Source organism: Kocuria sp. CPCC 205231, assembly GCF_040980965.1.
GTDB classification, from domain to species: Bacteria; Actinomycetota; Actinomycetes; order Actinomycetales; family Micrococcaceae; genus Kocuria; species Kocuria rosea.
The window spans coordinates 135,070-158,856 of record NZ_JAVKPP010000005.1; the positions used below are offsets into that span (position 1 = coordinate 135,070).

Below are 23,787 nucleotides of genomic sequence, written 5' to 3' on the forward strand. Positions count from 1 at the left end.
GCCTCCTGGCGCGCGCGAGGTGTGCTCACCGCCGAACCTACCGCTCCCTGCCCCGGCCGGCACGGGTTTCCAGGAGAGGGTCCACGCGGGGCCTCCCCGGGGCGGCCCGTGCGACGTGGATCACCCGGGGTAGGCTGGCACGGTAGGCACCGACGGCGCGACCGCTCGTCGGTCGTGCGCGCACCCGTGACGACCGACCAGCCAGGAGCAGCCGCGACATGACGACTCAGCACGACCGGACCGCCGCCCCCGACCGCCACCGCGCCGAGGTGATCGACGCCCCGCTGCGTGCGGACGTCCGCCGCATCACGACCCTGCTGGGGGAGACCCTGGCCCGTCAGCGCGGCGAGGAGCTGCTGGAGCTGGTCGAGCAGGTCCGCCGGCTCACCAAGGACGCGAAGGACGCCAAGGCCTCCGGGGCCGACGACGCCGCGGGCCAGGTCCGCGACCTGCTCGGCTCCCTGCCCCTGGACCGGGCGACGGACCTGGTGCGGGCCTTCGCCCACTACTTCCACCTGGCCAACGCCGCCGAGCAGGTGCACCGCGTGCGCGTGCTCGGCCGCCGCCCCGAGGACGAGGGGTGGCTCGCCGCGGCGGTCGCCGACGTCGCCGCCGAGGCCGGTCCCGACGCCCTGCGCGAGGCGGTGGGCAGCCTGGACGTCCGGCCGGTGTTCACGGCGCACCCCACCGAGGCCTCCAGGCGCTCCGTGCTGACGAAGATCCGGCACCTCTCCGACATCCTGGCCCGCGAGACCGCCGAGGGCTCCGCCGCGCGCCGCAGCCAGGACCGGCGCCTCGCCGAGCTGATCGAGCTCCTGTGGCAGACCGACGAGCTGCGCCAGAACCGCCCCACCCCGCTCGACGAGGCCCGCAACGCCCTGTACTACCTGCGGGAGGTCCTCACCGAGACCATGCCCGTGCTGCTCGCGGACCTCGAGGACCAGCTCTCGCAGCACGACGTGCACCTGCCGGCCGGCCCCCCGCCGCTGCGCTTCGGGTCCTGGATCGGCGGGGACCGGGACGGCAACCCCAACGTCACCCCCGAGATGACCCGCCGGGTCCTCCAGCTGCAGGGGCAGGCCGCCGTGGACATCGCCCTGAGCTTCCTGGACGTGCTGGTCTCCCGGCTGTCCCCCTCCACCGCCATCGTCGAGGTCGACCCCGAGCTCCGCGAGTCCGTGGAGCGGGACGTGGCCCACCTGCCCGGCCTGGACCCGCGGGTCCTGGAGCTCAACGCGCAGGAGCCGTACCGGCTCAAGCTCACCTGCATCAAGGCCAAGCTGATCAACACCCGCCGCCGGTTCGCGGAGGAGACCGTCCACGAGCCGGGCCGGGACTACCGGACCACCGCGGAGCTCGTGGCCGACCTCGACGTGGTGGCCCGCTCGCTGCGGCACCACGCGGGCGCGCTCGCCGCCGACGGCTCGCTCGCCGCGGCGACCCGCACCATCGCCGGCTTCGGCCTGGGCCTGGCCACCCTGGACGTCCGCGAGCACGCCGACGCCCACCACGAGGCCGTGGGGCAGCTGCTCGACCGGCTGGGCGAGCTGGACCAGCCGTACGCGGACATGGACCGGGGCGCGCGCGCCGCGGTGCTCGCCGGGGAGCTCGCCGGCCGCCGCCCGCTCGCTCCGCCGGGGCTGTCCACGGGCGCCGTGCACCTCGACGGCGACGCGGACCGGACGTTCGCGGTCTTCCGGGAGATCGCCCGGGCCCAGGAGACCTACGGCGAGGAGATCGTCGAGACCTACATCGTGTCCATGACCCGCGACGCGGACGACATCCTGGCCCCCGTGATCCTGGCCCGCGAGGCCGGGCTGGTGGACCTCACCGGCGAGCAGGACCGCGCCACCCTCGGCTTCGCGCCGCTGCTGGAGACCGTCGGGGAGCTGCGCCGCTCCGCGGAGGTCATCGACGAGCTGCTCTCCGACCCGGCCTACCGGCGGGTGGTCGCGGCGCGCGGGAACATCCAGGAGGTCATGCTCGGCTACTCCGACTCCAACAAGGAGTCCGGGGTGATGACCAGCCGGTGGGAGATCCACCGGACCGAGCGCCGGCTGCGCGACGTCGCCGCCCGGCACGGGGTGCGGCTGCGGCTCTTCCACGGCCGCGGCGGCTCCGTGGGCCGCGGCGGCGGTCCCACCCACGACGCGATCCTCGCCCAGCCCAGCGGCGTCCTCGCCGGCGAGATCAAGTTCACCGAGCAGGGCGAGGTGATCAGCGACAAGTTCTCCCTCCCCGCCCTGGCCCGGGAGAACCTCGAGCTGTCCCTGGCCGCCGTGCTGCGCGCCACGGCGCTGCACCAGGACCCGCGCTCCACCGAGGAGGAGCTGGACCGGTGGGGCGAGGTCATGGACGTGGTCAGCGACGCCGCCTTCGCCTCCTACACGGGCCTGGTCGAGGACCCCGACCTGCCGGAGTACTTCCTGTCCGCCACCCCGGTGGAGCAGCTGGGCGCGCTGAACATCGGCTCCCGCCCGGCCAAGCGCCCGTCGTCGGACAAGGGCCTGTCCGGGCTGCGGGCCATCCCGTGGGTCTTCGGCTGGACGCAGTCCCGGCAGATCGTGCCCGGCTGGTTCGGGGTGGGCTCGGGCCTGCGCGCCGCCCGCGAGGCGAGGATGGAGGGGGACCTGCGCACCATGCTGGAGCGCTGGCACTTCTTCCGCTCCGTGATCTCCAACGTGGAGATGACCGTGGCGAAGACCGACCTGGAGATCGCCGCCCACTACGTCCGGGCCCTGGTGCCCGAGCGGCTCCAGCACGTGTTCGAGGTGATCCGCCGCGAGTACGAGCTCACCCTCGACGAGCTCGCCCGGCTCACCGGGCAGGCGGAGCTGCTGGACGGCAACCCCACCCTGAAGCAGACGCTCGAGGTGCGGGACCAGTACCTCGACCCCATCTCCTACCTGCAGGTGGAGCTGCTCCGCCGGATCCGGGAGCAGGACGCCGAGGGCCGGGAGGTCGACGAGGGCCTGCAGCGGGCCCTGCTCATCACCATCAACGGGGTGGCCGCCGGCCTGCGCAACACCGGCTGACCGCCGGGCCGGGCGGCGGCGCGGGGGACGCGGCCGCCCGGACCCGGATCAGGGGAGGGGGAGCAACAGGGCGACGGCGCCGAGCACGGACAGTCCCGCCCGGAGGTGGTTGGCCCGCGTCCACGGCCGCGCGTAGGCGGACCACACCACGGTCCGGCGATCGGTGCCGGCCAGCCGGGCGTTGAGCGGGACGTTGACCGCCACGGTCAGGACCCAGCCCGCCAGGGACGCCAGCGCACCCAGCACGCGCAGCGGCCCGCCGGGTGCGGAGACGCTCGTGCCGACCACGACCAGACAGGCCAGGGCGGTGCCGAAGAACAGCACCAGGAACGGCGCCCGCACCGCGGCCCGGTTGACGGCGATCATCGCCGAGGCCGCCGCACCGCCGGGAAGGCGCCGCAGCGCCGGCATCACCACCAGGGAGAACGCCAGGTAGAACCCGCCGACCAGTCCCGAGCCGATCCCGGCGACCAGCGCCGGCCACGTCTCCACGCCGCGGGACTCAGTCGCCGACGGCGTCGCGGCCGCGGCGCACGATCAGCGGATCGGCCGGGTGGACCACGGACGGGTCCTTGTCCTCGTAGTCGAACTGGTCCAGGAAGAAGCGCAGCGCGTTGATCCTCGCCCGCTTCTTGTCGTTGGACTTCACCGTGGTCCACGGGGCGTGGTCGGTGTCCGTGCGCAGGAACATCTCCTCCTTCGCCTCGGTGTAGTCCTCCCACCGGTCCAGGGAGGCGAGGTCCTGCGGGGACAGCTTCCACCGGCGCACGGGGTCGATCTGACGGATCGCGAACCGGGTCCGCTGCTCCTGCTGGGTCACGGAGAACCAGAGCTTGGTGAGGTGGATGCCGGAGTCCACGAGCATCTTCTCGAACACCGGGGCCTGGTCCATGAACCACGCGTAGTCCTGCGGGGTGCAGAAGCCCATCACGGGTTCCACCACCGCCCGGTTGTACCAGGAGCGGTCGAAGAGCACCATCTCCCCGGCGGTGGGCAGGTGGCGGATGTAGCGCTGGAAGTACCACTGCCCGGCCTCGCGGTCCGAGGGCTTGGTCAGGGCCACGACCCGGGCGGCGCGCGGGTTGAGGTACTCGGTGAACCGCTTGATCGTCCCGCCCTTGCCGGCGGCGTCCCGGCCCTCGAACACGATGACGTGCTGGAGGTCGTGGTCCTGGCCCCAGTACTGGAACTTCAGCAGCTCGATCTGGAGCTTGTACTTCTCCAGCTCGTACTCCTCCCGGCCCATCAGCTCGTCGTAGGGGTGGTCCTCCCGCCAGGTCTCCACGGCCGAGCCCCCCGGGTCGATGAGGTCCGGGTCCTCCTCGTGCCCGTGGGGCACGGTGTAGCCCATCTGCGTGAGGTGGTCGATGAACTCCCGCAGGTTCTCCCGCACGGCCCACTGGTCGGCGGGCATCCACTGCCGTTTTCCGTCGGGCATCGGCCGTTCCTCTCCGGTCAGGGTCTCTTGAGCGCAGTGTAGGCGTGCTCATCCTGACCCGCCCGGACGGCGGGCACATGACCGCCCGGTGAACACCAGGGGCTCGGTCCTCCTGCCCCGCCCGGGGCCGACCGTGCAGAACCCCGTGCGGTCGGCTACAGGGGCTCGCCCGCGGCACCGTCGATGTCGACGCTGACGTCGTGGCCGACGGCGGTGCCGTGCTCCACCGTCCGCGAGACCGTGCAGTACTTGTCGTGGGACAGGGTGACGAGGCGTTGGACCATGCCGGCGGCCTTGCGGCCGGCGGCGTCGTCGGGGAACGCGAGGTGGAAGGAGAGGTGCAGGTCCTCCAGGCGGTTCGCCCCGTTCTCCTCGAGGATCTTCTGTCCGGTCGCCTCGACGCGGAACTCCGAGGGCTCCGAGCTGCGGGAGGTCGCGACGTCCACGTCGATGGCCGAGCACCCGGCGATGGCGGCCAGCAGGAGCTCCACGGGGGACAGCAGGCCCTCACCGCGGCCGAAGGCGATCTCGGCCCCCTCGGCGTTGCGGGCGGTGTAGTGGCCGGTGGCGGTGCGGGTCAGCTCGACGGAACGCGGGGCGGGGTCGTTGATCTCACTCATGCACCCATGATGCCAACCCCGCTCGCGTCGGCGGTCCCGGCACCGCCCCCGGGGGCCGGCGGAATAGGCGCTGCGGCCGTCGCCGTTGACGTGGGAACGTCACCGTCCAGCGCCCAGGAGGCCGGCTTGTCCCCATCACGACCGGCGCACGACGGCCGCGAGCCCGAGGAGCCCGAGCGGAGCCACCTGGACGCCGAGCTCGAGGCGCTGATCGCCGACTACCGCCGGCTGCACCAGGACGACGCCCGTCTGCGCCGGATCGAGCGCATCATCCACGCCGCCCGCCGCTCCGCCGACGAGGAGGCAGGGGACCGGGCCGGCGAGATCCGCGAGGAGCAGATCGCGCCCGTGCTGAGGGTCCAGGACGCGCGGCGGGTCGCCGCCGGGGTGCTGCGCACCGAGGAGGACATGAGGGCCTACGCGGCCCGTTTCGCCCGGCGCAACACCGAGAAGGACCCGGCCGGGAGGGACCTGGAGCGCCAGGCGCACGCGCTGGACGCCGCGGGCCGGAACTGGGTGCTCATGATCGGCCAGAACCGTGACCACGGACTGGTCGCCTGCCGCTTCGTCCGGGAGAAGGGCATCCCGCACGCCCGCGTGGTGTCCTTCACCGCGGAACGGCTGAGGCTGCCCATCCTCGTCGTCGAGCTCGGTCTGGACGAGGACGGCCCCTGCCCCGCGTGAGCTCTCCACCGCGGGCGGTGACCGGGTCCGTGGAGCACGCCACGACGGGTCGACCTCCGGCGACCAGGGGTCAGGACCGCGTCGCCAGCACCAGCTCGGTGAGCGCGCTGAGCAGCGGCCCCTCCACGCCCAGGGCGGGTGCCTGCCCGAGCGCCCCCACGGGATCGCGCCGCACGGCCTCGTGCACCCGCCGCTTGACCTCGTAGCCGATCTGGGCGTCGTTGAGCAGGTCGAAGACGCGGTCCGCGGGATCCTGGGCGGCCACGGCGCCCAGTCCCGCCGACCGCACCACGATCTGCGCCCCGGGGGCGACCCCCTCGACGGTGACCGAGGTGCGGTGCCCGCGCACGCCGTTCCCCCGCCGGTCGGTGCGGGCCGGGACGGTCCTCCCGTCCACGGTCACGGTCGGCTCCGCCGGCTCCTCGAGGCCGATGAAGGTGAGGGTCCAGGCGCGCGCCGCCGGCAGGCAGTCGAGGTGGCCGTGTGCCGGGCCGATCGTGAACTCCCCGGCGGCTGCGTCGAGGGCGAGCGGGGTGCGCGCCCAGCGGGCCGGGTCGAGGCCGTCGCCGCTGTCGTCGTCCTCGTCCAGGACGGTGCGGTGCGAGGCGCCGGCGACCACCAGGACCTCCAGCTCCCCGGGATTGCCGGGGCCCGGCGCGGCGTCGTCGTCGGACCCCGCGAGGGGCACGATCGCGCCGGCGCGGGCCAGGACGGGCACGTCGTCGAGGCCCCGGTGCAGCACGAGCTCCCGCCCGCCGTCGTAGACGGTGCCCGTGAACAGGTCCGTCCAGGACCCCTCCGGCAACCACACCGGCACGGCCGCGCGGGTGACCACCGGGTCCGCGGGGGAGGTGACCGGGGCGACCATCAGCTCGGGCCCGAACAGGTACTGGTGGCCGTACCGGTAGGCCTGCTCCGCCTCCGGGTGCTCGTGGTACAGGGGCCGGACCAGGGGGACGCCCTCCACGGCGGCGGCCCGGTTGGCGGTGTGCAGGTAGGGGACCAGCCGGTGCCGCAGCCGGAGGCCGCGCTCCATGGCCTCCGCGTAGGGGGAGCGGTAGCGCCACGGCTCCTTGGCGATGAAGTCGTTGTCGCCCGAGTGCAGGCGCAGGATCGGGGAGAACACCCCGAACTGCAGCCAGCGGGTGGCCAGCTCGTCGTCGCGGGCGCCGAAGACGTGCCCGCCGATGTCGTGGCTCCACCAGCCGAAGCCGATGTTCGCCGCGGTCGCCGTGAAGTACGGCTGGAACGCCAGCGAGGCCCAGGAGATGACGGTGTCGCCGGAGAAGCCGACCGGGTAGCGGTGGCTGCCGGGCCCGGCGTAGCGGGAGAGCGTCAGCGGGCGGGACCCGTCCGCGCCCGAGTCCAGGAAGTGGTAGTGGTTGAGCACCCACAGGGGGTCCACCCCGGGCAGCCGCGAGTGCGGCCCGGACTGCCAGTCGACCCACCAGAAGTCCACGCCGTCGGCCTCCAGGCCGCGGTGCAGGACCTCGAAGTACGCGGCCACGAAGTCCCGGTCGGTGACGTCGAAGGCCACGGGCTCCTCCGAGCCCGGCTCGCGCCCCAGGGCCTCGAGCATCGCGGGGTGCGCGTCCTCGAAGGAGCGCACCCCGTCGGCCGGGTGCAGGTTGAGCGTGACCCGGTAGCCGTGCTCGTGCGCCCACGCGAGGAAGGCCCGCGGGTCCGGGAACAGCTCCCGGTTCCAGGTGTAGCCCGTCCAGCCCGAGCCGTGCCGGCGCTCCACGTGCTCGTCCGTGAGGTGCCAGTCCATGTCCACCACCAGCACGGAGAACGGCAGGCGGCGCCGGTCGAACTCGGCGACCAGCTCCCGGTACTCGGCCTCGTCGTAGGCGTGGTACCGGCTCCACCAGTTGCCGAGCGCCCAGCGCGGCAGGACGGGCTGCGGCCCGGACAGGGCGTAGAGGTCGCGCAGTGCCTGCCGGTGGTCGTGGCCCCAGCCGAAGAGGTAGAGGTCCACGGCGCCCTCCTCGGGCGCGCGCGGCGCGTACCAGCCGTCGTCCGTGAGCAGCACCGAGGCGGAGTCGTCGATCACCCCGAAGCCCTCGCGGGACGTGATGCCCGGCTCGAGCGGGATCGGGCCGTCGGCCTCGTCGAGGGTGCGCGCGGTCCCGCCCAGGGTGGGGGCGGGTACGCCGTAGCGCCACACGCTGTGGTAGCTGGTCACGCCGCCGCGGATCTGCGCGGACAGTCCCGTCGGGCTGAAGGCCCGCTCGTCGTAGCTGAGGTGGATCCGCTCCGTGCTCAGCTCCAGCCCGGCCGCCGTGCGCCGCACCCGGAAGTCCGGCACCGGGAACCGGCGGTCGACGGCGAACGCGGACGGACGGTCCTCGAAGCGGCCGGCGGGACTGTACTCCAGGCGCAGCAGCCCGGGGCTCAGCATGCTGATGCGGTAGTGCTCGCCGGCGACGACGGCGCCCGGGTCCGCGGTGCCGGCGCCGGTGGGACGGAAGTGGGGGAGGGGCATGCGTCCACCCTAGGCGGACCGGGGCGGGAATAATCCGGGACGGGCGCCGCTTGACGGTAGTAGTTCAAATTTGAAAGAACAGGGCGGGCCGTCCGGCCGGACGCCGCCGCGGAGCAGGAGGACCACATGCAGTTCGGCATCTTCACCATCGGGGACGTCACCGAGGACCCCACCACGGGACGCACCCCCACCGAGCACGAGCGGATCAAGGCCACCGTCGAGATCGCGAAGAAGGCGGAGGAGGTGGGCCTGGACGTCTTCGCCACGGGCCAGCACCACAACCCGCCGTTCGTGGCGCCGGGGAACCCGCCCGTCCTGCTGGCGAGCATCGCGGCGCAGACCGAGCGGCTGCAGCTGTCCACGGCCACCACCCTGATCACCACCACCGACCCGGTGCGCATCGCGGAGGACTACGCCTACCTGCAGCACCTGACCGACGGCCGCGTGGACCTCACCATGGGGCGGGGCAACACCGGCCCGGTCTATCCGTGGTTCGGCCAGGACATCCGCCAGGGCATCCCGCTGGCGATCGAGCACTACAGCCTGCTCCACCGGCTGTGGCGGGAGGACGTGGTCAACTGGCAGGGCCGGTTCCGCGGCGCCCTGCAGGGCTTCACCTCGACCCCGCGCCCGCTCGACGGCGTGGCCCCCTTCGTGTGGCACGGCTCGATCCGCTCCCCCGAGATCCCGGAGCAGGCCGCCTACTACGGCGACGGGTTCTTCCACAACAACATCTTCTGGCCCGCCGAGCACACCCGGCGGATGGTGGAGTTCTACCGGACGCGCTTCGAGCACTACGGCCACGGCTCGGCCGACCAGGCCATCGTGGGCCTCGGCGGCCAGGTGTTCATGCGCCGGAACTCCCAGGACGCCGTGCGGGAGTTCCGCCCCTACTTCGACAACGCCCCCGTCTACGGGCACGGGCCGTCCCTGGAGGACTTCACCACGCAGACGCCGCTGACCGTCGGCTCCCCGCAGCAGGTCATCGAGAAGACCCTCGGGTTCCGCGACTACGCGGGCGACTACCAGCGCCAGCTGTTCCTGATGGACCACGCCGGCCTGCCGCTCAAGACCGTCCTGGAGCAGCTCGACCTGCTGGGCGAGGAGGTCGTGCCGGTGCTGCGCAAGGAGTTCGCCGCGCTCAAGCCCGCCCACGTGCCGGAGGCCCCGACCCACGCCTCGCTGCTGGAACGCCACCGCGCCGGCCAGGACCCGGTGCCCGGCGGCGCCGAGGACTCGCCCGCCGGGCGGGCCCGCGCCGCGCAGGCCGCGGAGCCGACCACGGGGCGGACCACGGAGAAGGCCCACCGATGAGCTCCCGGAACATCACCACGACGACGACGCCGGACCCCGCCGCGGCGCGCCCGCTCACCGTGGCCGTGGTGTCGGCGGGGATGTCCGACGCGTCCTCCACCTCGCTGCTGGCCGACCGGCTCGCCGAGGCCGCCCGGGACGGACTGGCCGGGACGCCGGTGCGGATCGAGCGCGTGGACCTGCGCCCGCTGGCCCACGCCGTCGCCGACCACCTGCTCACCGGCTTCCCCGGTCCGGAGCTGCGGACCGCCCTGGACACGGTCGCCGGGGCGGACGCCCTGATCGCGGCCACCCCGACGTACAAGGCCTCCTACTCGGGGCTGTTCAAGTCCTTCTTCGACCTCGTCGACGACGCCGCGCTGGAGGACGTGCCCGTGCTGGTGGCCGCGACCGGGGGCACGGCACGCCACTCCCTGATGCTCGACACCGCCATGCGCCCCCTGTTCACCCACCTCAAGGCGCTGGTGCTGCCCCTGGGGGTCTACGCCGCCACCGAGGACTGGGCCGGCGGATCGCTCGAGTCGCGCATCCGGCGGGCCGGCGCGCAGCTGGCGCGCTCGATCGCGCCGGGAGCGCAGCCGGCCGGACGGGCGGCCGGCGAGGTCCCGGCGGGCGCAGCCGGGTCCGAGCGGGGCGGCGGGTTCGAAGGGGTCCCCGACTTCGCGGACCTGCTCGCCCGGGCCGGCCGGTGACCGGCCGCCCGGCGGCCGCGCCGGAGCCCGCGGCCCGCCCGTGGGACGTGTGGCAGCTGTTCTTCGAGACCACCGCCCGGCTGACCACGGAGATCGAGGCGCGGCTCAAGGAGCACGGCTGCTCGCTCATGGACTACCAGGTGCTCCTGCTGCTGCGCAACGCCGAGGACCACCGGCTGCGGATGGGGGAGCTGGCCCAGCGGCTGGTCTTCTCCCCGAGCCGGCTCAGCTACCAGATCGGCGTGCTGGAGAAGCGCGGCTGGGTGCGGCGCCGGCGCTGCGCCGAGGACGCGCGAGGCCTCGAGGCCGAGCTCACGGAGGAGGGGCTGCGCGCCTTCCGGCGCCTGCGGCCCGCCCACGCCCGCGACGTCGAGGAGCTGTTCCTCCGTGCGCTCGAGGGCGACGACGCCGACCGGCTGGCCGCCGTCATGGACCGGCTGGCCCGCCGTCTGGCCTGAGGACGGGGCTGCGGCGTCCCGGTCCGCGAGCTCAGCGCAGTGCCGCCCGCACGCCCGGCCGGGCGGCCACCACGAGCCAGGCCACGTCCACGACGGCCTTGAGCGCGCCCGTCACGAGCCCGATCGACGTGCCCGCCGGGACCACGAGCAGCAGCACGGCGTTGGCCACGGTGGTCAGGAGCGCCATGGACGCGAAGACGATGCCGAGGATCCACGCCCACTGCCGCTGCTCGCGCAGCGGGAAGTACACCAGGGCGTAGAGCCCGGCGGTGAACCCGAGGCCGAACAGGAGCGAGATGGCGAGGACGACCGTCCCGAACGCCCCTGCGGGCAGGCCGGTGTACTGCTCGGGCGCCGCCAGGTACCCCACCGCGCTGCCGAGGACCGCGACCACGAAGGACGCCACGGTGAGCCGGAGCAGCAGCCGCAGATCGGCCGTCACCGGGGGCCGGGGCGGGCGGGCCCTCGCGTCGGGAGGAGCGCCGGGCGGCGGCGGGCCGCCGTGGCCCCGGGGCTGGTGGGGCTGCTGGGACATCGTCGGTGCCTCCTGACGCACGGGCCTGACACGGGGAGGGCCCTGCGCAGGGCCCAGCACCGAACCTATCCGCTGGAATCGCATTCGCGAACACCTGGCGGCCCCATGGCCCCGGTGCGGCGGAGCGTGACGCCCGGATCCGCTCAGGCGGGGGAGGTCCCGGCCGCGACGAGCGCCGCGGTCGCCGCCGCGATCGCCTGCTCCTCGTCGGTGGGCACCACGAGGACCTCCAGTGCGGATCCCGGCGCGGAGATCCGGCGGACCTCCCGCGAGCGGGCGGCGTTGGCGTCGTCGTCGAGCACGACCCCGAGGGCGCCCAGCCGCCCGCAGACGCGGGCGCGGAAGGCCGAGGCGTTCTCCCCGATCCCGGCCGTGAAGACCAGCGCCTGCGCGCCGTCCACGGCCACGTGGTAGCCGCCCACGTACTTCGCCAGGCGGTGGGCGGCCATCTCCAGGGCCAGCTCGGCGCGCTCGTCGCCGCGGTCGGCGGCCTCCTGGACGGCGCGCATGTCGTGGTCGCCGGCGATCGCCCGCAGACCGGACTCCTTGTTGAGCACGGCGTCGAGTCGCTCGGGGGTCATCCCGGGGTCCCGGCGCAGGACGGCCGTGACCACGGACGGGTCCAGGTCCCCGGTGCGGGTGCCCATGACCAGGCCCGCCAGGGGGGTGTAGCCCATCGACGTGTCGTAGGAGGCGCCGTCCTTGACCGCCGTCACCGACGCGCCGTTGCCCAGGTGCGCCACCACGCAGCTGAACCGTTCGCGCGGGACGCCCAGGAACTGCGCCGCCTGACCCGTCACCCAGTCGTGGGACGTGCCGTGGAACCCGTAGCGGCGGATCCCCCACCGCTCGTAGAACTCCTCCGGCACGGCGTAGCGCCACACGTGCTCGGGCATGGTGCGGTGGAACGCGGTGTCGAACACGCAGATCTGCGGCAGGTGCGGCCACGTCTTCTGGACGGCCCGCAGGCCCAGGACGGCGGCGGGGTTGTGCAGGGGAGCCAGCGGGACCAGCCGCTCGATGTCGCGGATGATCTCGTTGGTCGCGAGCACCGGCGCGGAGAAGCGCTCGCCGCCGTGGACCACGCGGTGGCCCGCGGCGTCGATCGTGCGCCCCTCCAGCTCGGTCTCGAGCCGCTCCGCGAGCAGCTCGAGCGCCTGCGTGTGGTCCGCGATCCGCGAGCTGCCGATGTTCTCGATCAGCCCGGAGGCCAGCACCGTCCCGCCGTCCGCACCGGCCTCGAGCTCCCGGACCTGGTACTTGAGCGAGGACGAGCCGCAGTTGACGACGAGCACGAGCATGGAGGACTCCCTGGGGCTGTGGCGACGGGCATGGGGACGGGGACGGTGCGAGCGGTGGGCCGGTGGGTCACATGCCCTGCGCCTGGATCGCGGTGATCGCGACCGTGTTGACGATGTCGTCCACGGTGCACCCGCGCGAGAGGTCGTTGACGGGCTTGCGCAGCCCCTGCAGCACCGGGCCCACGGCCACGGCGCCGGCCGACTGCTGGACGGCCTTGTAGGTGTTGTTGCCGGTGTTGAGGTCCGGGAAGACGAACACGGTCGCCCGGCCGGCCACGGCGGAACCGGGCAGCTTGGAGGCCGCGATCGAGGCGTCCACCGCGGCGTCGTACTGGATGGGGCCCTCCACCTCGAGCCCCGGGTCCGCGCCGCGCACGATCTCGGTGGCCGTCCGGACCTTGTCCACGTCCTCGCCGGAGCCGGACCCGCCGGTCGAGTAGGACAGCATCGCCACCCTGGGCTCCACCCCGAACTGGCGGGCGGTGCGGGCGGAGGCGAGCGCGATGTCCGCGAGCTGCTGGGCGTCCGGGTTGGGGTTCACGGCGCAGTCGCCGTAGACCAGGACGCGGTCCTCGAGGAGCATGAAGAACACGGAGGAGACGATCCTCACGCCCTCGGAGGTCTTCACGAACTCCAGGGCGGGGCGGATCGTGTTGGCGGTGGTGTGCGCGGCGCCGGAGACCATGCCGTCCACGTCCCCCATCTGCACCATCATGGTGCCGAAGTAGGAGCCGTCGAGCATCCGCTCCAGTGCCGTCTCCGGCTGCACGCCCTTGTGGGCGCGCAGCCGCACGTACTCCCCGGCGTACTTCTCGCGCAGCGCGTCGTCGTGCTCGAAGTCCACGAGGGTCAGCCCGTCCTCGGCGAAGTCGAGGTTGATGCCCTCCGTCTGGCACAGCTGGGCGATCCGCCCGGGGTCGCCCAGGACCGTGAGGTCGCAGAAGTTGCGGCGGTGGATCATCTCGGCGGCCCGCAGGATGCGGGGGTCCTCGCCCTCGGGCAGCACGATGTTCTTCCGGTCCGCCCGGGCCGTCTCGACGAGCTCGTGCAGGAAGCGCAGGGGCGTGCGCTTGGCCGGGCGCGGCAGGTCGAGCCGGCTCACGAGCTCCTCGCCGTCCACCCGCCGGGCCCACTCACCGAGCGCGGCCGCGACCTTGCGCGGGTGCGCCCCGGAGAGGGTGCCCCGGGTCCGGGACACCTCCCGGGCGGCCCGGTAGGTGTCCAGCCCGGTGGTCAGCACGGGGAACGGCGCCGCGGCGGTGAGCTCCCGGATCCGCCCCTCGGTCTCGAAGCCGCCCGTGAGCAGCATCCCGGAGGGGACGGGCAGGGCGGGGGAGAGGGCGGAGGCCAGGGACGCGACGACGATGTCGGAGCGGTCCCCCGGCGTGATGACGAAGTCGCCGTCGGCGAGCTGCTCGAGGTAGTGGCCCACGGTCATCGCGGCGATCTTCACGCCCTTGACGTCCCGGTCCAGGGAGACCGCGGACGGGCCGTCCCCGAACCCGTGCCGGTCCCGCAGCTCCGCGACGGTCGGCGCGGCCACCGCCTCGTTCTCGGCGATGACGTACACGGGCAGGCCCCGCACGCCGCGGGCGGCGTTGTGCTCGATCTGCTCCACCCAGTCGGGGCGGGCGCGGTTGACGATGACCGCGAAGATGTCGCACCGCACCTGGTTCAGCTCGGCCCGGGTGACCTCGACCGCGTTGAGCACGTCCTCGGGGCTCTCGGACTCGTCGGCGCCGATCACGGCCAGCACGGAGGCGCCCAGGTTGTTGGCCATCCGGGCGTTCATGTCGAACTCGGCGGTGGCCGCGTTGTGCGCCAGGAGGTCGGTGCCGTCCACCACGATCACGTCGCAGTGCCGGGCCATCTCGCCGTAGACGGTCACGGCCATCGCGTCGAGCTCGTCGTGGTCCCCCGCGGCGAGCAGCTCCCGGGTGCGCGCCAGGGAGATGCCGCCGCGGCAGCGCTCGTCCGGGAGGTCGAAGTTGCGCTTCATCAGCTGCACCATCGGGTCCTCCGCCGGGGTCTCCCCGAGGTGGACGGGCCGGAAGTAGCCCAGGCGGTCCGTCTTGCGGAACAGCGAGTCGGCCAGGCCGAGGGCCACGAGCGACTTGCCGGACTGCGGCGTCATGGCGCTGACGTAGATGCCTTGGGTCATGGTGGCGGGGTCCTCCGACGGTCGGGCTGGGTCCGTGCCCAGTCTAGGGCCCACCCGCCGGAGGGCCGGGTGCGGGGCCGCTCAGGCGAGGGAGAGGAACATCTTCTCCAGCTCGGCCTTGTCCAGGCTCGGGTCCTCCGAGCGCAGGCACTGGTCCAGGCCCGTGGCGATGATGGAGAAGCCGGCCTTGTCGAGGGCGCGGGAGACCGCGGAGAGCTGCGTCACCACGTCCTTGCACTCGCGGCTCTCCTCGAGCATGCGGATGACGGCGCCGAGCTGGCCCTGGGCCCGCTTGAGCCGGTTGATGGTGGGGGTGAGGTCCTGGGGGTCGAGTTGCACGGGGCGCTCCTGGGTGTGGTGGTTGCTCCGACGATTCTATACCCCCTGGGGGATCTTGCATACCCAGGGGGGTATAGTGCATCATGGAGTCACACCCACCGTCACCCGGAAGGAACTGCCGCATGACCTCGAAAGTCGCCCCCGCCGAGCTGAAGTCCTGGATCGAGTCCGGAGAGGAGGTCGCCGTCCTCGACGTGCGCTCCGCCGCCGAGTTCGCCGCCGAGCACATCGACGGCGCCTACAACGTCCCCGTCGACCTCGTGGCCGACCACGCGCAGGACATCGCCGCGGCCCTCGGCGGCAAGGTCGCCCTGATCTGCCGCTCCGGCGCCCGGGCCACCCGCGCTCAGGACATCCTCTCCTCGGCCGGCACCGAGAACACCTACGTCGTCGACGGCACCGTCGACGACTTCGAGAAGGCCGGCGGCGCGGTCGTCCGCGGCGCCTCGACCTGGGCCATGGACCGTCAGGTCCGCATGGTCGCCGGCTCGCTCGTGCTGGCGAGCGTGGTGGGCGGGCAGCTGGTCTCCCCGAAGCTGCGCGCCGTCGCCGCGGGCGTCGGCGGCGGGCTCGCGTACTCCGCGCTGTCCAACACCTGCGCCATGGCCAACGTGCTCTCGAAGATGCCCTGGAACCAGGGTGCCAAGGATCCCTCCAAGGACGCCGTGCTGGAGCAGCTCACCGCCCAGTGATCCGTCCAGTGATCCGCCGGGTCGGCCCCGCAGACTGATCCGCCGGCCCCGCCGCCACGCCGTTCGCGTGGCGGCGGGGCCGGCGTCGTCCCCGGGGTTCACCCGGACGCCGCCGGGTGGGAGGATGGGGGCATGCTGGTTGCCTTCTCCGTCTCCCCGTCCGGCGGCGAGAACCCGAGCGGTTCCGTCCACGACGCCGTCGCCGCCGCCGTCCGCGTGGTCCGCGAGTCCGGACTGCCGCACGAGACCGACGCCATGTTCACCACGATCGAGGGCGAGTGGGACGAGGTCATGGACGTCGTCAAGCGCGCCACCGAGGCCGTGGGCCGCTACGGGCCCCGGGTCTCCCTCGTGCTCAAGGCCGACATCCGCCCCGGCCGCACCGGCGAGCTGCAGGGCAAGGTCGAGCGCCTCGAGGCCGCGATCCAGCGGCAGGCCATAGAGTCCTGAGCGCTGCCCCCGCGGCGGTCCGGCTGCGGACCGCCGGACCGTCCGACGCCGGGGCCTGGTCCGCCCTGCACCTGCGCTGCCTCGACGAGACCTACCGCCCGCTCTTCGGGGACGCCTTCGCCGACCGGCAGCAGGCCGCGGCCGAGCGCACCGCCGGCTACGACCTCGCCCTCCTCACCGACCCGGACGTGCGCACCCTCCTCGCGGTCGACGACGACGGGGCCGCCCTCGGGCTGGTCTCCGCCGGTCCGGCCCCCGCCGCGTGGGAGGGGCGGGCCGGGGTGCCCGCCCCGCTCGTCCCGCTGCAGCTGTTCCAGCTCTACGTGCTGCGGGCCGCCCACGGCACGGGCCTCGGCGCCGCCCTGCAGGAGGCCGCGATCGGCTCCGCGGACGCGTACCTGTGGATCATGGACGGCAACGCCCGCGCGGAGCGCTTCTACGCCAGGCACGGCTTCCGGGCCCTGGCCGAGTCCTACCCCGCCGGCGGGCCCTGGGCAGGGCAGCACATGCACCGCATGCTCCGGACGGGGACCGCGTGAGCCGGGCGTCCCGCCGCTCGCGCCCGGCGCCCGCACCCGCCGGACCCACCGGCCCCGCGGCCGGGAGCTACGAGATCTCGACCGGCACCGCCGAGCTCGTCCCGGACGCCTACGCCCCCGGCTCGTGGGTGCTGCACGTCAACGGCGTCCCCTCCTCCCACGTGGACCCGGAGCACCCCGAGCGGCTCGACTTCGAGTACATGCGCTGGATCGCCGCGGTCGTGGACGCCCACCTCGCCGCCTCCCCGGACCCGGAGCGGCTGCGGGTGCTGCACCTCGGCGGCGGCGCCTGCTCGCTCGCCCGCTACCTCGCCCACGCGCACCCGGCGGCGCGGCAGGTCGTCGTCGAGCTCGACGGACGGCTCGCCGAGCTGGTCCGGGAGTGGTTCGACCTCCCGCGCGCCCCGCTGCTGCGGATCCGGGTGGGCGAGGCCCGGGCCGTCACGGAGTCGCTGAGCCCGGCCACCCGGGACGTCGTGGTCCGCGACGTCTTCGCCGGCGCCGTGACCCCCGAGCCGCTCACCACGGTGGAGTTCGCCCGGCACGTCCGGCGCGTCCTCGCCCCGGGCGGGCTGTACGTGCTCAACTGCGGCGACACCCGGGACCTCGCCGGGGCGCGCGCCGAGCTCGCCGCGCTGTCCGAGGTGTTCGAGCACGTCGCCGCCGTGGCGGACCCGGCGATGCTCAAGGGCCGCCGCTACGGCAACATCGTGCTGGCCGCCTCCTCCGCCCCGCTGCCGCTGGAGGGCTCGCCCGGGGCGGCCGCGCTCGGCCGGGAGCTGCTCGGCGGCGCGGTGCCCGCCCAGTACAAGGACGAGGCGTGGGTGCGCTCCTTCGTGGGCGGCACCCCGCCGCGCCACGACCCGGTCGCCGAGGGGGCGCGCGATGGCGCCTGAGCCCGCGACCGAGCAGGACGTGCGCGGCCTCGCCCGGCGGCACGGCCTGGACCTGGAACAGGGGACCGTCCGGTTCGAGGAGGCGGGTCTGGACTACCGGGTGGCGTTCGCCGCCGCCTCCGGGACCGGCGAGCAGTGGGTGCTGCGGATCCCGCGCCGCCCCGACGTCGCGGCGAAGGTGGCCGACGAGCTGCGGATCCTGGACTTCGTGCGCCCGCGGCTCCCGGTCGCGGTGCCCGACTGGCGGATCGCGGGCCCGGAGCTCGTCGCCTATCCGCTGCTGCCCGGCCGGCCCGGTCTCACCCTCGACGCCGCGGGGCAGCCGGTCTGGCACTACGACACCGCCTCCCCGGAGCACGCCCGGTCCCTGGCGGAGGTCGTCGCGTCCCTCCACCGCCTCGGCCCCGCCGCCGCCGCGGCGGCGGGTGTTTCCGCCGAGACCCCCGAGCAGGTGCGCCGGCGGTGGGCGGCCGACCTCGAGCGGGTGCTCGGGGAGTTCGACGTCGCCGCGGAGCTCGCGGCCCGGTGGCGGGCCTGGCTCGACGACGACGGGCTGTGGCCGCGCCGCACCGTCCTCACGCACGGCGAGCTCTACCCCGCCCACCTGCTGCTCGACGACAGCAGCCGCATCCTGTCCGTCCTGGACTGGACGACGGCCGGCGTCGGCGACCCGGCCCTGGACCTCATGTACCAGCACCTCATCGCCCCGCCCGAGTCCTTCGCGGCGACCGTCCGCGCCTACGAGGAGCTCACCGGCCGCCACGAACCCCGCCTCGCCGACCGCTGCGAGGCCCTCGTGGCCGCAGGACCCCTCAACTACGCCCTCTTCGCCCTGGCGTCCGGGGAACCGGGCCACCGCGAGGCCGCCGCCGCACAGCTGCGCCCCTGAGGCCGCCACGCTCCACCGCCGGCACGTCCGCAGGCCCTGTCTGCGGCTCGTCCGTCCGGCCGGGCCCTGCCGGACGGACTCCGGGCCGTCGTGGCGGCTGGCGTGGAAGCACACCTGTCCCCGCGATCGCCGGGATGGCGCCGCCGGACCGGGAGCTGGCCGAGCGCGTGCACGCCGTCGTCACCGCGGCCGCCCCCGAGCTGGCGCCGAAGCTCTGGTACGACCAGCCTGCCTGGGCACGGTCCGGGAAGGTGGTGTGCTTCTTCCGCAGCGGCCACCAGGACAAGGAGCGCTGCTCCACGTTCGGCTTCAGCACGGAGGCGCACCTCGACGACGCCGGGGGCCTGTGGCCGACGTCCTACGCCCTGACCGAGCTGAGCGAGGCCGGGGAGGCGGCGATCGGCGAGCTCGTCCGGAGGTCGGTGGGCTGACGGCGCCGTCGGCGCTCCGCGCGCGGCCCGCCGGCGCGGAGCGCCGACGCCCCGGGGCTCAGAGGGTGAGCAGGACCTTGGTGGCGCGGCGTTCGTCCATGGCCCGGTAGCCCTCGGCGGCCTGCTCCAGGGGCAGGGTGAGGTCGAAGACCTTGCCGGGGTCGATCTTCCGGTCCCAGATGAGCTGGATCAGCTCGGGCAGGAACCGGCGCACCGGGGCGGGCCCGCCGAGGGTGTGGATGCCGGCGAAGAACAGCTGGATGCCGGGGATCTGCACGTCGTGGTTGACGCCCACGTAGCCCAGGTGGCCGCCGCCGCGGGTGGCGCCCACGGCCTGCATGAAGGACTCCTGGGTGCCCACGGCCTCGATCACCGAGTGCGCGCCGAGCCCATTGGTGAGCTCCTTGATCCTTGCCACGCCCTCCTCGCCGCGCTCCTCGACGATGTCGGTGGCGCCGTAGAAGCGGGCGAGCTCCTGGCGCCGCGGGTGCCGGGACATCGCGATGATGCGCTCCGCCCCGAGCTCCCTGGCCGCGAGGACCGCCATGAGCCCGACGGCGCCGTCGCCGACGACCGCGACGGTCTTGCCGGGTCCGGCCTCGGCGGCCACGGCGGCGAACCAGCCGGTGCCCAGCACGTCGGAGGCGGCCAGCAGCGAGGGGATCAGCTCGGGGTCCGGCTGTCCCGGGGTGGCCACGAGGGTGCCGTCGGCGTGCGGGATGCGGGCCTTCTGCGCCTGGGTGCCGATGGTGCCGGCGACGAACTCGGCGTGGACGCACTTGGACTGGAACCCGGCCCGGCAGATCTCGCAGGTGTTGTCGGAGATGACGAAGGACCCGACGACGAAGTCGCCGACCTTCAGGGTTTTGACCTCGGCGCCGATCTCCTCGACCACCCCGACGTACTCGTGGCCCATCAGGGTGTGGTCGACGTCCTCGACGCCGCGGTAGGGCCACAGGTCGGAGCCGCAGATGCAGGTCGCGCTCAGCCGGACGATCGCGTCCGTGGGCTCGACGATCTCCGGGTCCGGGCGGTCCTCGACCCGGACGTCGCCGGGGGCGTGCATGATGACTCCACGCATGGTGGTGTCCTCCTTCTGGTGCGGTGGTCCGTCGTGCGGACGGTCGGGCAAGAGCTGCGCCGGCCGGAGGGCCGTTGCGCAGAACGGGGCATGATGCCCAGTCAACCCCCGGCTCCCGCCGCGGGGAAGGCCCTGCCGGGGGGTGTACCGGCAGGGCACCCCTCCGGCTCCGGCCGCGCCCTATCCTGGCGGGATGGACAACCGCACCGAGGTCCGCGACTTCCTCGTCTCGCGCCGGGCCAAGCTCACCCCGGCCCAGGCCGGTCTGCCGGCCGGGGGCAACCGCCGGGTGCCGGGGCTGCGCCGCTCCGAGGTGGCGGCCCTGGCCGGGGTGAGCGTGGAGTACTACGCCAAGCTCGAGCGCGGGGCGGTCGCCGGGGCCTCGGCCTCGGTCCTGGAGGCGGTCGCCGCCGCCCTGCGCCTGGACGAGACCGAGCGAGCGCACCTGCTCGACCTGGCGCGGGCGGCCGACGGCGTGTCCGCCGCACGGCGCCCGCGCCGCCGGGCGTCGCGGCAGGCGAGCTCCCGGCCGGGTCTTCAGTGGGCGCTCGAGGCGATCACCGGCGGGGTGGCGTTCGTGCGGAACCAGCACCAGGACCTGCTGGCCACCAACGCCCTGGGGCGCGCCTTCTACGCCCCGCTGCTCGGGGACGGCGGACGCACCCCCAACCTGGCCCGGTTCCAGTTCCTGGATCCGGCCTCCCGGGAGTTCTACCCGGACTGGGAGGTGTTCGCGAGCATGTGCGTGGCGATCATGCGCGCCGAGGCCGGCCGCGACCCGCACGACCGGGCGATGCAGGACCTGGTCGGGGAGCTGTCCACCCGCAGCGAGACCTTCCGCACCCTGTGGGCCGCCCACGACGTGCGCACCCACGGCACCGGCACCAAGCGCTTCCGCCACCCGGTGGTGGGGGAGCTGACGCTGGCCTACGAGGAGCTGGCCGTCACCGCCGAGCCCGGGCAGGTCCTCATGATCTACACCGCCGAACCGGGCTCGCCCTCGGCCGAGCGGCTCCGGCTGCTCGGATCCTGGGCGGCCGACCGGCACGCCGCCGTCCCCGAGCGCTGATCCGCGGCTGCGGCGCCCACCCGTCGTCGCGCCCCTGTCGGTCGAGGGGTCGCCATCGGCGAGAACATGCCGCGCTGAACGTCGGAACGCGACCCGCCGCGTGTGCTGGGCGCGGAGGCGACCCCGCGGCGGCGTTCCGGTGGGCTCGGGGATCAGCGGGAGGCGCGCGAGGCCTCGACCGACGCCACGAACTCCCGGGCCAGCTCCACCAGCTCCTGGGTGCGCTCGATCTGCGGCATGTGCCCGGTGTCCGGGAAGACGTGCAGCCGGGCGCCGGGCAGGGCGGCGGCCGCGGCCTCGGCGTGGTGGGCCGGCAGCACGGCGTCGGCCTCGCCCCACACCACGAGCACGGGCAGGCCCGTTGCCCGCACCTTCTCCAGCAGGGCCCTCCGCCAGCCGGGCAGGACGCCGATCACCGGCAGCCCGATGCTCCGGTAGGTGCCCAGGAACGTGGCCCGGAAGTCCGGCTGGGCGCCCACCCGCGCCGCGTGCCGCAGCAGCTCCGGGGTGGCCAGGGCCGGGTCGAAGAAGCAGTTCTGGTTCGACCGCACCGCGGCGGCCCGCGCCAGCGGCCGGAACCGGCGGCCCACCACGGGCAGCCGGGACAGCCCCGCCCACACCATGGGCAGGGGGGAGACGTTGGCCTCCCGGCCGAACCCGGCGCTGTTGGCGAGCAGCAGCCCCGCGACCCGCCCGGGATGCTCGGCGGCCACGGTCATGGCCACGGCGCCGCCCAGGGAGTTGCCCATGAGGTGCACCGGCCGCTGCTCGCCGAGCGCGTCGAGCACGCCGACCACGGCGCGGGCGAACGTCCCGAGCCCCGGCCGGTCCGCGCCGGCGGGGGTGAGCCCGAAGCCGGGGAGGTCCATGCTCAGCACGCAGTGGTCCCGCGCCAGCAGGTCGTGGGCGGCCGACCAGTCCTCGAGGCTCCGGCCGATGCCGTGCAGCAGCACGACCGGCGGCGCCTGCGCGGGCCCGGAGCGGCGGATGCGCACGGGCCGGCCGGCGACCTCCACCGTCGTCGTCGTGGCCTCCGGGGTGCCGGCGGGGGAGTCTGCGGCGGGGACGGGCGCGTGTCGGTCGGTCATGCGTGGGTCTCCTGCGGGCGGGCGCCGCGGCGGGCCGCGGTGCGGGGGATCAGGTCGAGGGTGCGGGACAGCGGGGTGCGCAGGGTGGTCGCGGAGTCCAGCAGGTAGTTCTGCCGCACCCGCCACGGGTGCCGGTCGCCCTGGCGCGGGAAGGCGCCGATCGCGCGCCGGACGTAGCCGGAGCTGAGGTCCAGCAGCGGCTGCTCGGCCATGCCCCGGGGGGCGCGCGGCACCACGGCCCCGGCGTCGTGGCGCTCCAGGTGCCGCAGCACCCTGCACACCAGCCGGTGGGTGAGGTCCGCGCGCAGGGTCCAGGACGCGTTGGTGTAGCCGATGCACAGCGCGAAGTTCGGCACGCCGGTCAGCATCGCCCCGTTCCACACGAACTGCTCGGCGAGCTCCACCGGCGTCCCGTCCACGGTCAGGACGATCCCGCCGAAGGGGAGCAGCCGCAGACCCGTGGCGGTGACCACGAGGTCGGCCTCGAGGACCCGGCCCCCGCTCAGCCGGACCCCTTCGGGCACGAACGTGTCGATCGTGCCGGTGACCACCTCGGCCCGCCCCCGCTTCAGCGCCTTGAACAGGTCCGCGTCCGGAACGGCGCACAACCGCTGGTCCCAGGGGTCGTAGGACGGGGTGAAGTGCTCGGCCACGAGCTCCTCGGAGCCGAGGATGCGCGCGGCCCGGGATGTGAAGAACGCCCGGGCCGCGGCCGGGCGGCGGCGGCAGAACTGGTACACGGCCATGCTGAACAGGATGTTCTTGGCGCGGATGACCCGGTGGGCGAGCCCCGCGGGCAGGAGCCGGCGCAGCGCGTCGGCCCGCCGGTCCCGGCCGGGCACGGCGCTGATCCACGTGGGGGAGCGCTGCAGCATGGTCACGCCCGCGGCGGTCCGCGCCATGGCCGGCACGAGGGTCACGGCGGTGGCGCCGCTGCCGACCACCAGCACGCGCCGGCCCGTCCAGTCCAGGTCCTCGGGCCAGAACTGCGGGTGCACCACCCGGCCGCCGAAGTCCTCCAGGCCGGGCAGCGCGGCGTCGTGGCCGCGGTCGTAGTCGTAGTAGCCGGCGCACGAGTACAGGAACGAGCACGTCATGCTGCGCCGGTGGACGGCGCCGTCCTCGTCCCGCACCTCGAGGCCCAGGCTCCAGCGCTGCTCGGCGCCGGACCAGTCGGCCGAGACCACCCGGGTGCGGAGGCGGAGGTGCCGGTCGATGCCGAACTCCTCCGCCGTCTCGTGGATGTACGCGAGGATCGACGGGCCGTCCGCGAGCGCCTGCGGGTCCCGCCACGGCTTGAAGGAGTAGCCGAGCGTGAACATGTCCGAGTCGGAGCGCACGCCCGGGTAGCGGAACAGGTCCCAGGTCCCGCCGAGGTCGTCCCGGGCCTCCAGCACGGCGTAGGACAGCTCGGGGCGCTCGGTCTGCAGGCGGTAGGCCGCGCCGATGCCGGACAGGCCGGCTCCGACGACGACGACGTCCCGGTGGTCGGTGCCGCCGGGGATCTCGCGGGGCGGCTCGCTGGCGGTGGAAGGTGCTCGCATGCTTCCAGGATCGCCCGGCGCGCCCGCCAGGACTTGACGCTGCGCG

23 protein-coding genes are annotated in these 23,787 nt (G+C 74.3%); 12 read left to right on the forward strand and 11 right to left on the reverse strand.

Annotated features, from left to right (window positions below):
- Positions 1-218: 218 nt before the first annotated feature.
- Positions 219-3,035: a phosphoenolpyruvate carboxylase gene (ppc, locus tag RF640_RS06735; RefSeq protein WP_368827215.1), complete on the forward strand. Its 2,817-nt coding sequence runs from the start codon at positions 219-221 to the stop codon at positions 3,033-3,035.
- Positions 3,036-3,083: 48 nt separating this feature from the next.
- Here the strand turns inward: ppc and RF640_RS06740 are convergent, their stop codons facing one another.
- From RF640_RS06740 to RF640_RS06750, 3 genes are all read right to left on the reverse strand, one after another.
- Positions 3,084-3,527 carry an anthrone oxygenase family protein gene (locus tag RF640_RS06740; RefSeq protein ID WP_336649548.1) on the reverse strand — a complete coding sequence of 148 codons (444 nt, stop codon included), beginning with the start codon at positions 3,525-3,527 and terminating at the stop codon, positions 3,084-3,086.
- 10 nt (positions 3,528-3,537) lie between these two features.
- On the reverse strand, positions 3,538-4,473 hold the full coding sequence (gene ppk2 / locus RF640_RS06745) for a polyphosphate kinase 2 (protein WP_035925478.1): 936 nt from the start codon (positions 4,471-4,473) through the stop codon (positions 3,538-3,540).
- A 155-nt stretch (positions 4,474-4,628) separates the two neighbouring features.
- On the reverse strand, positions 4,629-5,093 hold the full coding sequence (locus RF640_RS06750; protein ID WP_336649549.1) for an OsmC family protein: 465 nt from the start codon (positions 5,091-5,093) through the stop codon (positions 4,629-4,631).
- Positions 5,094-5,219: 126 nt separating this feature from the next.
- Between RF640_RS06750 and RF640_RS06755 the strand changes: the two genes are divergently transcribed.
- Complete coding sequence (locus RF640_RS06755; protein ID WP_368827218.1) at positions 5,220-5,777, forward strand: hypothetical protein; 558 nt, start codon at positions 5,220-5,222, stop codon at positions 5,775-5,777.
- A 70-nt stretch (positions 5,778-5,847) separates the two neighbouring features.
- Here RF640_RS06755 and RF640_RS06760 read toward each other — a convergent pair whose 3' ends face one another.
- Positions 5,848-8,262 carry a TIM-barrel domain-containing protein gene (locus RF640_RS06760; RefSeq protein WP_368827220.1) on the reverse strand — a complete coding sequence of 805 codons (2,415 nt, stop codon included), beginning with the start codon at positions 8,260-8,262 and terminating at the stop codon, positions 5,848-5,850.
- Between the two features lie 126 nt (positions 8,263-8,388).
- On the opposite strand from RF640_RS06760, the gene RF640_RS06765 reads away from it, so the two are divergent.
- Genes RF640_RS06765 through RF640_RS06775 form a run of 3 tightly spaced genes read left to right on the forward strand, consistent with a single transcriptional unit; the run spans position 8,389 to position 10,726 of the window.
- Positions 8,389-9,576, forward strand: a complete 1,188-nt coding sequence (locus RF640_RS06765; RefSeq protein ID WP_035925487.1) for an LLM class flavin-dependent oxidoreductase — start codon at positions 8,389-8,391, stop codon at positions 9,574-9,576.
- A complete protein-coding gene (locus tag RF640_RS06770; protein WP_336649552.1) occupies positions 9,573-10,268 on the forward strand; it encodes a CE1759 family FMN reductase in 696 nt (231 codons plus the stop codon). The genes RF640_RS06765 and RF640_RS06770 overlap by 4 nt, the downstream gene beginning before the upstream one ends.
- Positions 10,265-10,726, forward strand: coding sequence for a MarR family winged helix-turn-helix transcriptional regulator (locus RF640_RS06775; protein ID WP_095649860.1), 462 nt, complete (start codon positions 10,265-10,267; stop codon positions 10,724-10,726). The genes RF640_RS06770 and RF640_RS06775 overlap by 4 nt, the downstream gene beginning before the upstream one ends.
- A gap of 31 nt (positions 10,727-10,757) precedes the next feature.
- Here RF640_RS06775 and RF640_RS06780 read toward each other — a convergent pair whose 3' ends face one another.
- From RF640_RS06780 to RF640_RS06795, 4 genes are all read right to left on the reverse strand, one after another.
- Positions 10,758-11,261: a hypothetical protein gene (locus RF640_RS06780; RefSeq protein ID WP_017832996.1), complete on the reverse strand. Its 504-nt coding sequence runs from the start codon at positions 11,259-11,261 to the stop codon at positions 10,758-10,760.
- A 143-nt stretch (positions 11,262-11,404) separates the two neighbouring features.
- Complete coding sequence (locus RF640_RS06785; RefSeq protein WP_095649858.1) at positions 11,405-12,562, reverse strand: acetate/propionate family kinase; 1,158 nt, start codon at positions 12,560-12,562, stop codon at positions 11,405-11,407.
- A gap of 67 nt (positions 12,563-12,629) precedes the next feature.
- The gene (gene pta, locus RF640_RS06790; protein ID WP_035925493.1) at positions 12,630-14,723 is read right to left on the reverse strand and encodes a phosphate acetyltransferase; all 2,094 of its coding nucleotides are present in this window, start codon (positions 14,721-14,723) and stop codon (positions 12,630-12,632) included.
- A gap of 81 nt (positions 14,724-14,804) precedes the next feature.
- Positions 14,805-15,062 carry a metal-sensitive transcriptional regulator gene (locus RF640_RS06795; RefSeq protein ID WP_017832999.1) on the reverse strand — a complete coding sequence of 86 codons (258 nt, stop codon included), beginning with the start codon at positions 15,060-15,062 and terminating at the stop codon, positions 14,805-14,807.
- Between the two features lie 122 nt (positions 15,063-15,184).
- Here RF640_RS06795 and RF640_RS06800 point away from each other — a divergent pair, with 122 nt between their 5' ends.
- The 6 genes from RF640_RS06800 to RF640_RS06825 all read left to right on the forward strand — a co-directional run bounded on the left by RF640_RS06800 (position 15,185) and on the right by RF640_RS06825 (position 18,959).
- Positions 15,185-15,754 carry a rhodanese-like domain-containing protein gene (locus tag RF640_RS06800; RefSeq protein WP_035925495.1) on the forward strand — a complete coding sequence of 190 codons (570 nt, stop codon included), beginning with the start codon at positions 15,185-15,187 and terminating at the stop codon, positions 15,752-15,754.
- A 132-nt stretch (positions 15,755-15,886) separates the two neighbouring features.
- Positions 15,887-16,204: a thiamine-binding protein gene (locus tag RF640_RS06805; RefSeq protein ID WP_133408913.1), complete on the forward strand. Its 318-nt coding sequence runs from the start codon at positions 15,887-15,889 to the stop codon at positions 16,202-16,204.
- 71 nt (positions 16,205-16,275) lie between these two features.
- Positions 16,276-16,743 carry an N-acetyltransferase family protein gene (locus RF640_RS06810; RefSeq protein ID WP_368827313.1) on the forward strand — a complete coding sequence of 156 codons (468 nt, stop codon included), beginning with the start codon at positions 16,276-16,278 and terminating at the stop codon, positions 16,741-16,743.
- Entirely contained in the window at positions 16,740-17,639 is a 900-nt protein-coding gene (locus tag RF640_RS06815; protein ID WP_368827224.1) for a spermidine synthase, read from the forward strand. The genes RF640_RS06810 and RF640_RS06815 overlap by 4 nt, the downstream gene beginning before the upstream one ends.
- Positions 17,629-18,528 carry a macrolide 2'-phosphotransferase gene (locus RF640_RS06820; protein ID WP_368827226.1) on the forward strand — a complete coding sequence of 300 codons (900 nt, stop codon included), beginning with the start codon at positions 17,629-17,631 and terminating at the stop codon, positions 18,526-18,528. The genes RF640_RS06815 and RF640_RS06820 overlap by 11 nt, the downstream gene beginning before the upstream one ends.
- 134 nt (positions 18,529-18,662) lie before the next feature.
- Complete coding sequence (locus RF640_RS06825) at positions 18,663-18,959, forward strand: DUF1801 domain-containing protein (RefSeq protein ID WP_206539731.1); 297 nt, start codon at positions 18,663-18,665, stop codon at positions 18,957-18,959.
- Positions 18,960-19,017: 58 nt separating this feature from the next.
- Here RF640_RS06825 and RF640_RS06830 read toward each other — a convergent pair whose 3' ends face one another.
- Positions 19,018-20,040 carry a zinc-dependent alcohol dehydrogenase family protein gene (locus tag RF640_RS06830; RefSeq protein WP_206539732.1) on the reverse strand — a complete coding sequence of 341 codons (1,023 nt, stop codon included), beginning with the start codon at positions 20,038-20,040 and terminating at the stop codon, positions 19,018-19,020.
- 193 nt (positions 20,041-20,233) lie between these two features.
- Here RF640_RS06830 and RF640_RS06835 point away from each other — a divergent pair, with 193 nt between their 5' ends.
- Entirely contained in the window at positions 20,234-21,109 is an 876-nt protein-coding gene (locus RF640_RS06835; protein ID WP_095649856.1) for a helix-turn-helix domain-containing protein, read from the forward strand.
- A 152-nt stretch (positions 21,110-21,261) separates the two neighbouring features.
- On the opposite strand, the gene RF640_RS06840 is transcribed toward RF640_RS06835, so the two are convergent.
- Positions 21,262-22,197 (reverse strand): alpha/beta fold hydrolase, encoded by a 936-nt coding sequence (locus RF640_RS06840; RefSeq protein ID WP_081994315.1) that lies wholly within the window; start codon positions 22,195-22,197, stop codon positions 21,262-21,264.
- On the reverse strand, positions 22,194-23,741 hold the full coding sequence (locus tag RF640_RS06845) for an NAD(P)/FAD-dependent oxidoreductase (RefSeq protein ID WP_052132842.1): 1,548 nt from the start codon (positions 23,739-23,741) through the stop codon (positions 22,194-22,196). Before RF640_RS06845 ends, RF640_RS06840 begins: the two co-directional genes overlap by 4 nt.
- Positions 23,742-23,787 lie beyond the last annotated feature (46 nt).

What these genes read in the sequence shown, in the direction of transcription:
- ppc (WP_368827215.1), top strand. Translation starts at nt 219, where the DNA reads ATGACGACTCAGCACGACCGGACCGCCGCCCCCGACCGCCACCGCGCC.
- ppk2 (WP_035925478.1), bottom strand. Translation starts at nt 4,473, where the DNA reads ATGCCCGACGGAAAACGGCAGTGGATGCCCGCCGACCAGTGGGCCGTG.
- RF640_RS06750 (WP_336649549.1), bottom strand. Translation starts at nt 5,093, where the DNA reads ATGAGTGAGATCAACGACCCCGCCCCGCGTTCCGTCGAGCTGACCCGC.
- RF640_RS06760 (WP_368827220.1), bottom strand. Translation starts at nt 8,262, where the DNA reads ATGCCCCTCCCCCACTTCCGTCCCACCGGCGCCGGCACCGCGGACCCG.
- RF640_RS06765 (WP_035925487.1), top strand. Translation starts at nt 8,389, where the DNA reads ATGCAGTTCGGCATCTTCACCATCGGGGACGTCACCGAGGACCCCACC.
- RF640_RS06770 (WP_336649552.1), top strand. Translation starts at nt 9,573, where the DNA reads ATGAGCTCCCGGAACATCACCACGACGACGACGCCGGACCCCGCCGCG.
- RF640_RS06780 (WP_017832996.1), bottom strand. Translation starts at nt 11,261, where the DNA reads ATGTCCCAGCAGCCCCACCAGCCCCGGGGCCACGGCGGCCCGCCGCCG.
- RF640_RS06785 (WP_095649858.1), bottom strand. Translation starts at nt 12,562, where the DNA reads ATGCTCGTGCTCGTCGTCAACTGCGGCTCGTCCTCGCTCAAGTACCAG.
- pta (WP_035925493.1), bottom strand. Translation starts at nt 14,723, where the DNA reads ATGACCCAAGGCATCTACGTCAGCGCCATGACGCCGCAGTCCGGCAAG.
- RF640_RS06800 (WP_035925495.1), top strand. Translation starts at nt 15,185, where the DNA reads ATGACCTCGAAAGTCGCCCCCGCCGAGCTGAAGTCCTGGATCGAGTCC.
- RF640_RS06805 (WP_133408913.1), top strand. Translation starts at nt 15,887, where the DNA reads ATGCTGGTTGCCTTCTCCGTCTCCCCGTCCGGCGGCGAGAACCCGAGC.
- RF640_RS06820 (WP_368827226.1), top strand. Translation starts at nt 17,629, where the DNA reads ATGGCGCCTGAGCCCGCGACCGAGCAGGACGTGCGCGGCCTCGCCCGG.
- RF640_RS06825 (WP_206539731.1), top strand. Translation starts at nt 18,663, where the DNA reads ATGGCGCCGCCGGACCGGGAGCTGGCCGAGCGCGTGCACGCCGTCGTC.
- RF640_RS06830 (WP_206539732.1), bottom strand. Translation starts at nt 20,040, where the DNA reads ATGCGTGGAGTCATCATGCACGCCCCCGGCGACGTCCGGGTCGAGGAC.
- RF640_RS06835 (WP_095649856.1), top strand. Translation starts at nt 20,234, where the DNA reads ATGGACAACCGCACCGAGGTCCGCGACTTCCTCGTCTCGCGCCGGGCC.
- RF640_RS06840 (WP_081994315.1), bottom strand. Translation starts at nt 22,197, where the DNA reads ATGACCGACCGACACGCGCCCGTCCCCGCCGCAGACTCCCCCGCCGGC.
- RF640_RS06845 (WP_052132842.1), bottom strand. Translation starts at nt 23,741, where the DNA reads ATGCGAGCACCTTCCACCGCCAGCGAGCCGCCCCGCGAGATCCCCGGC.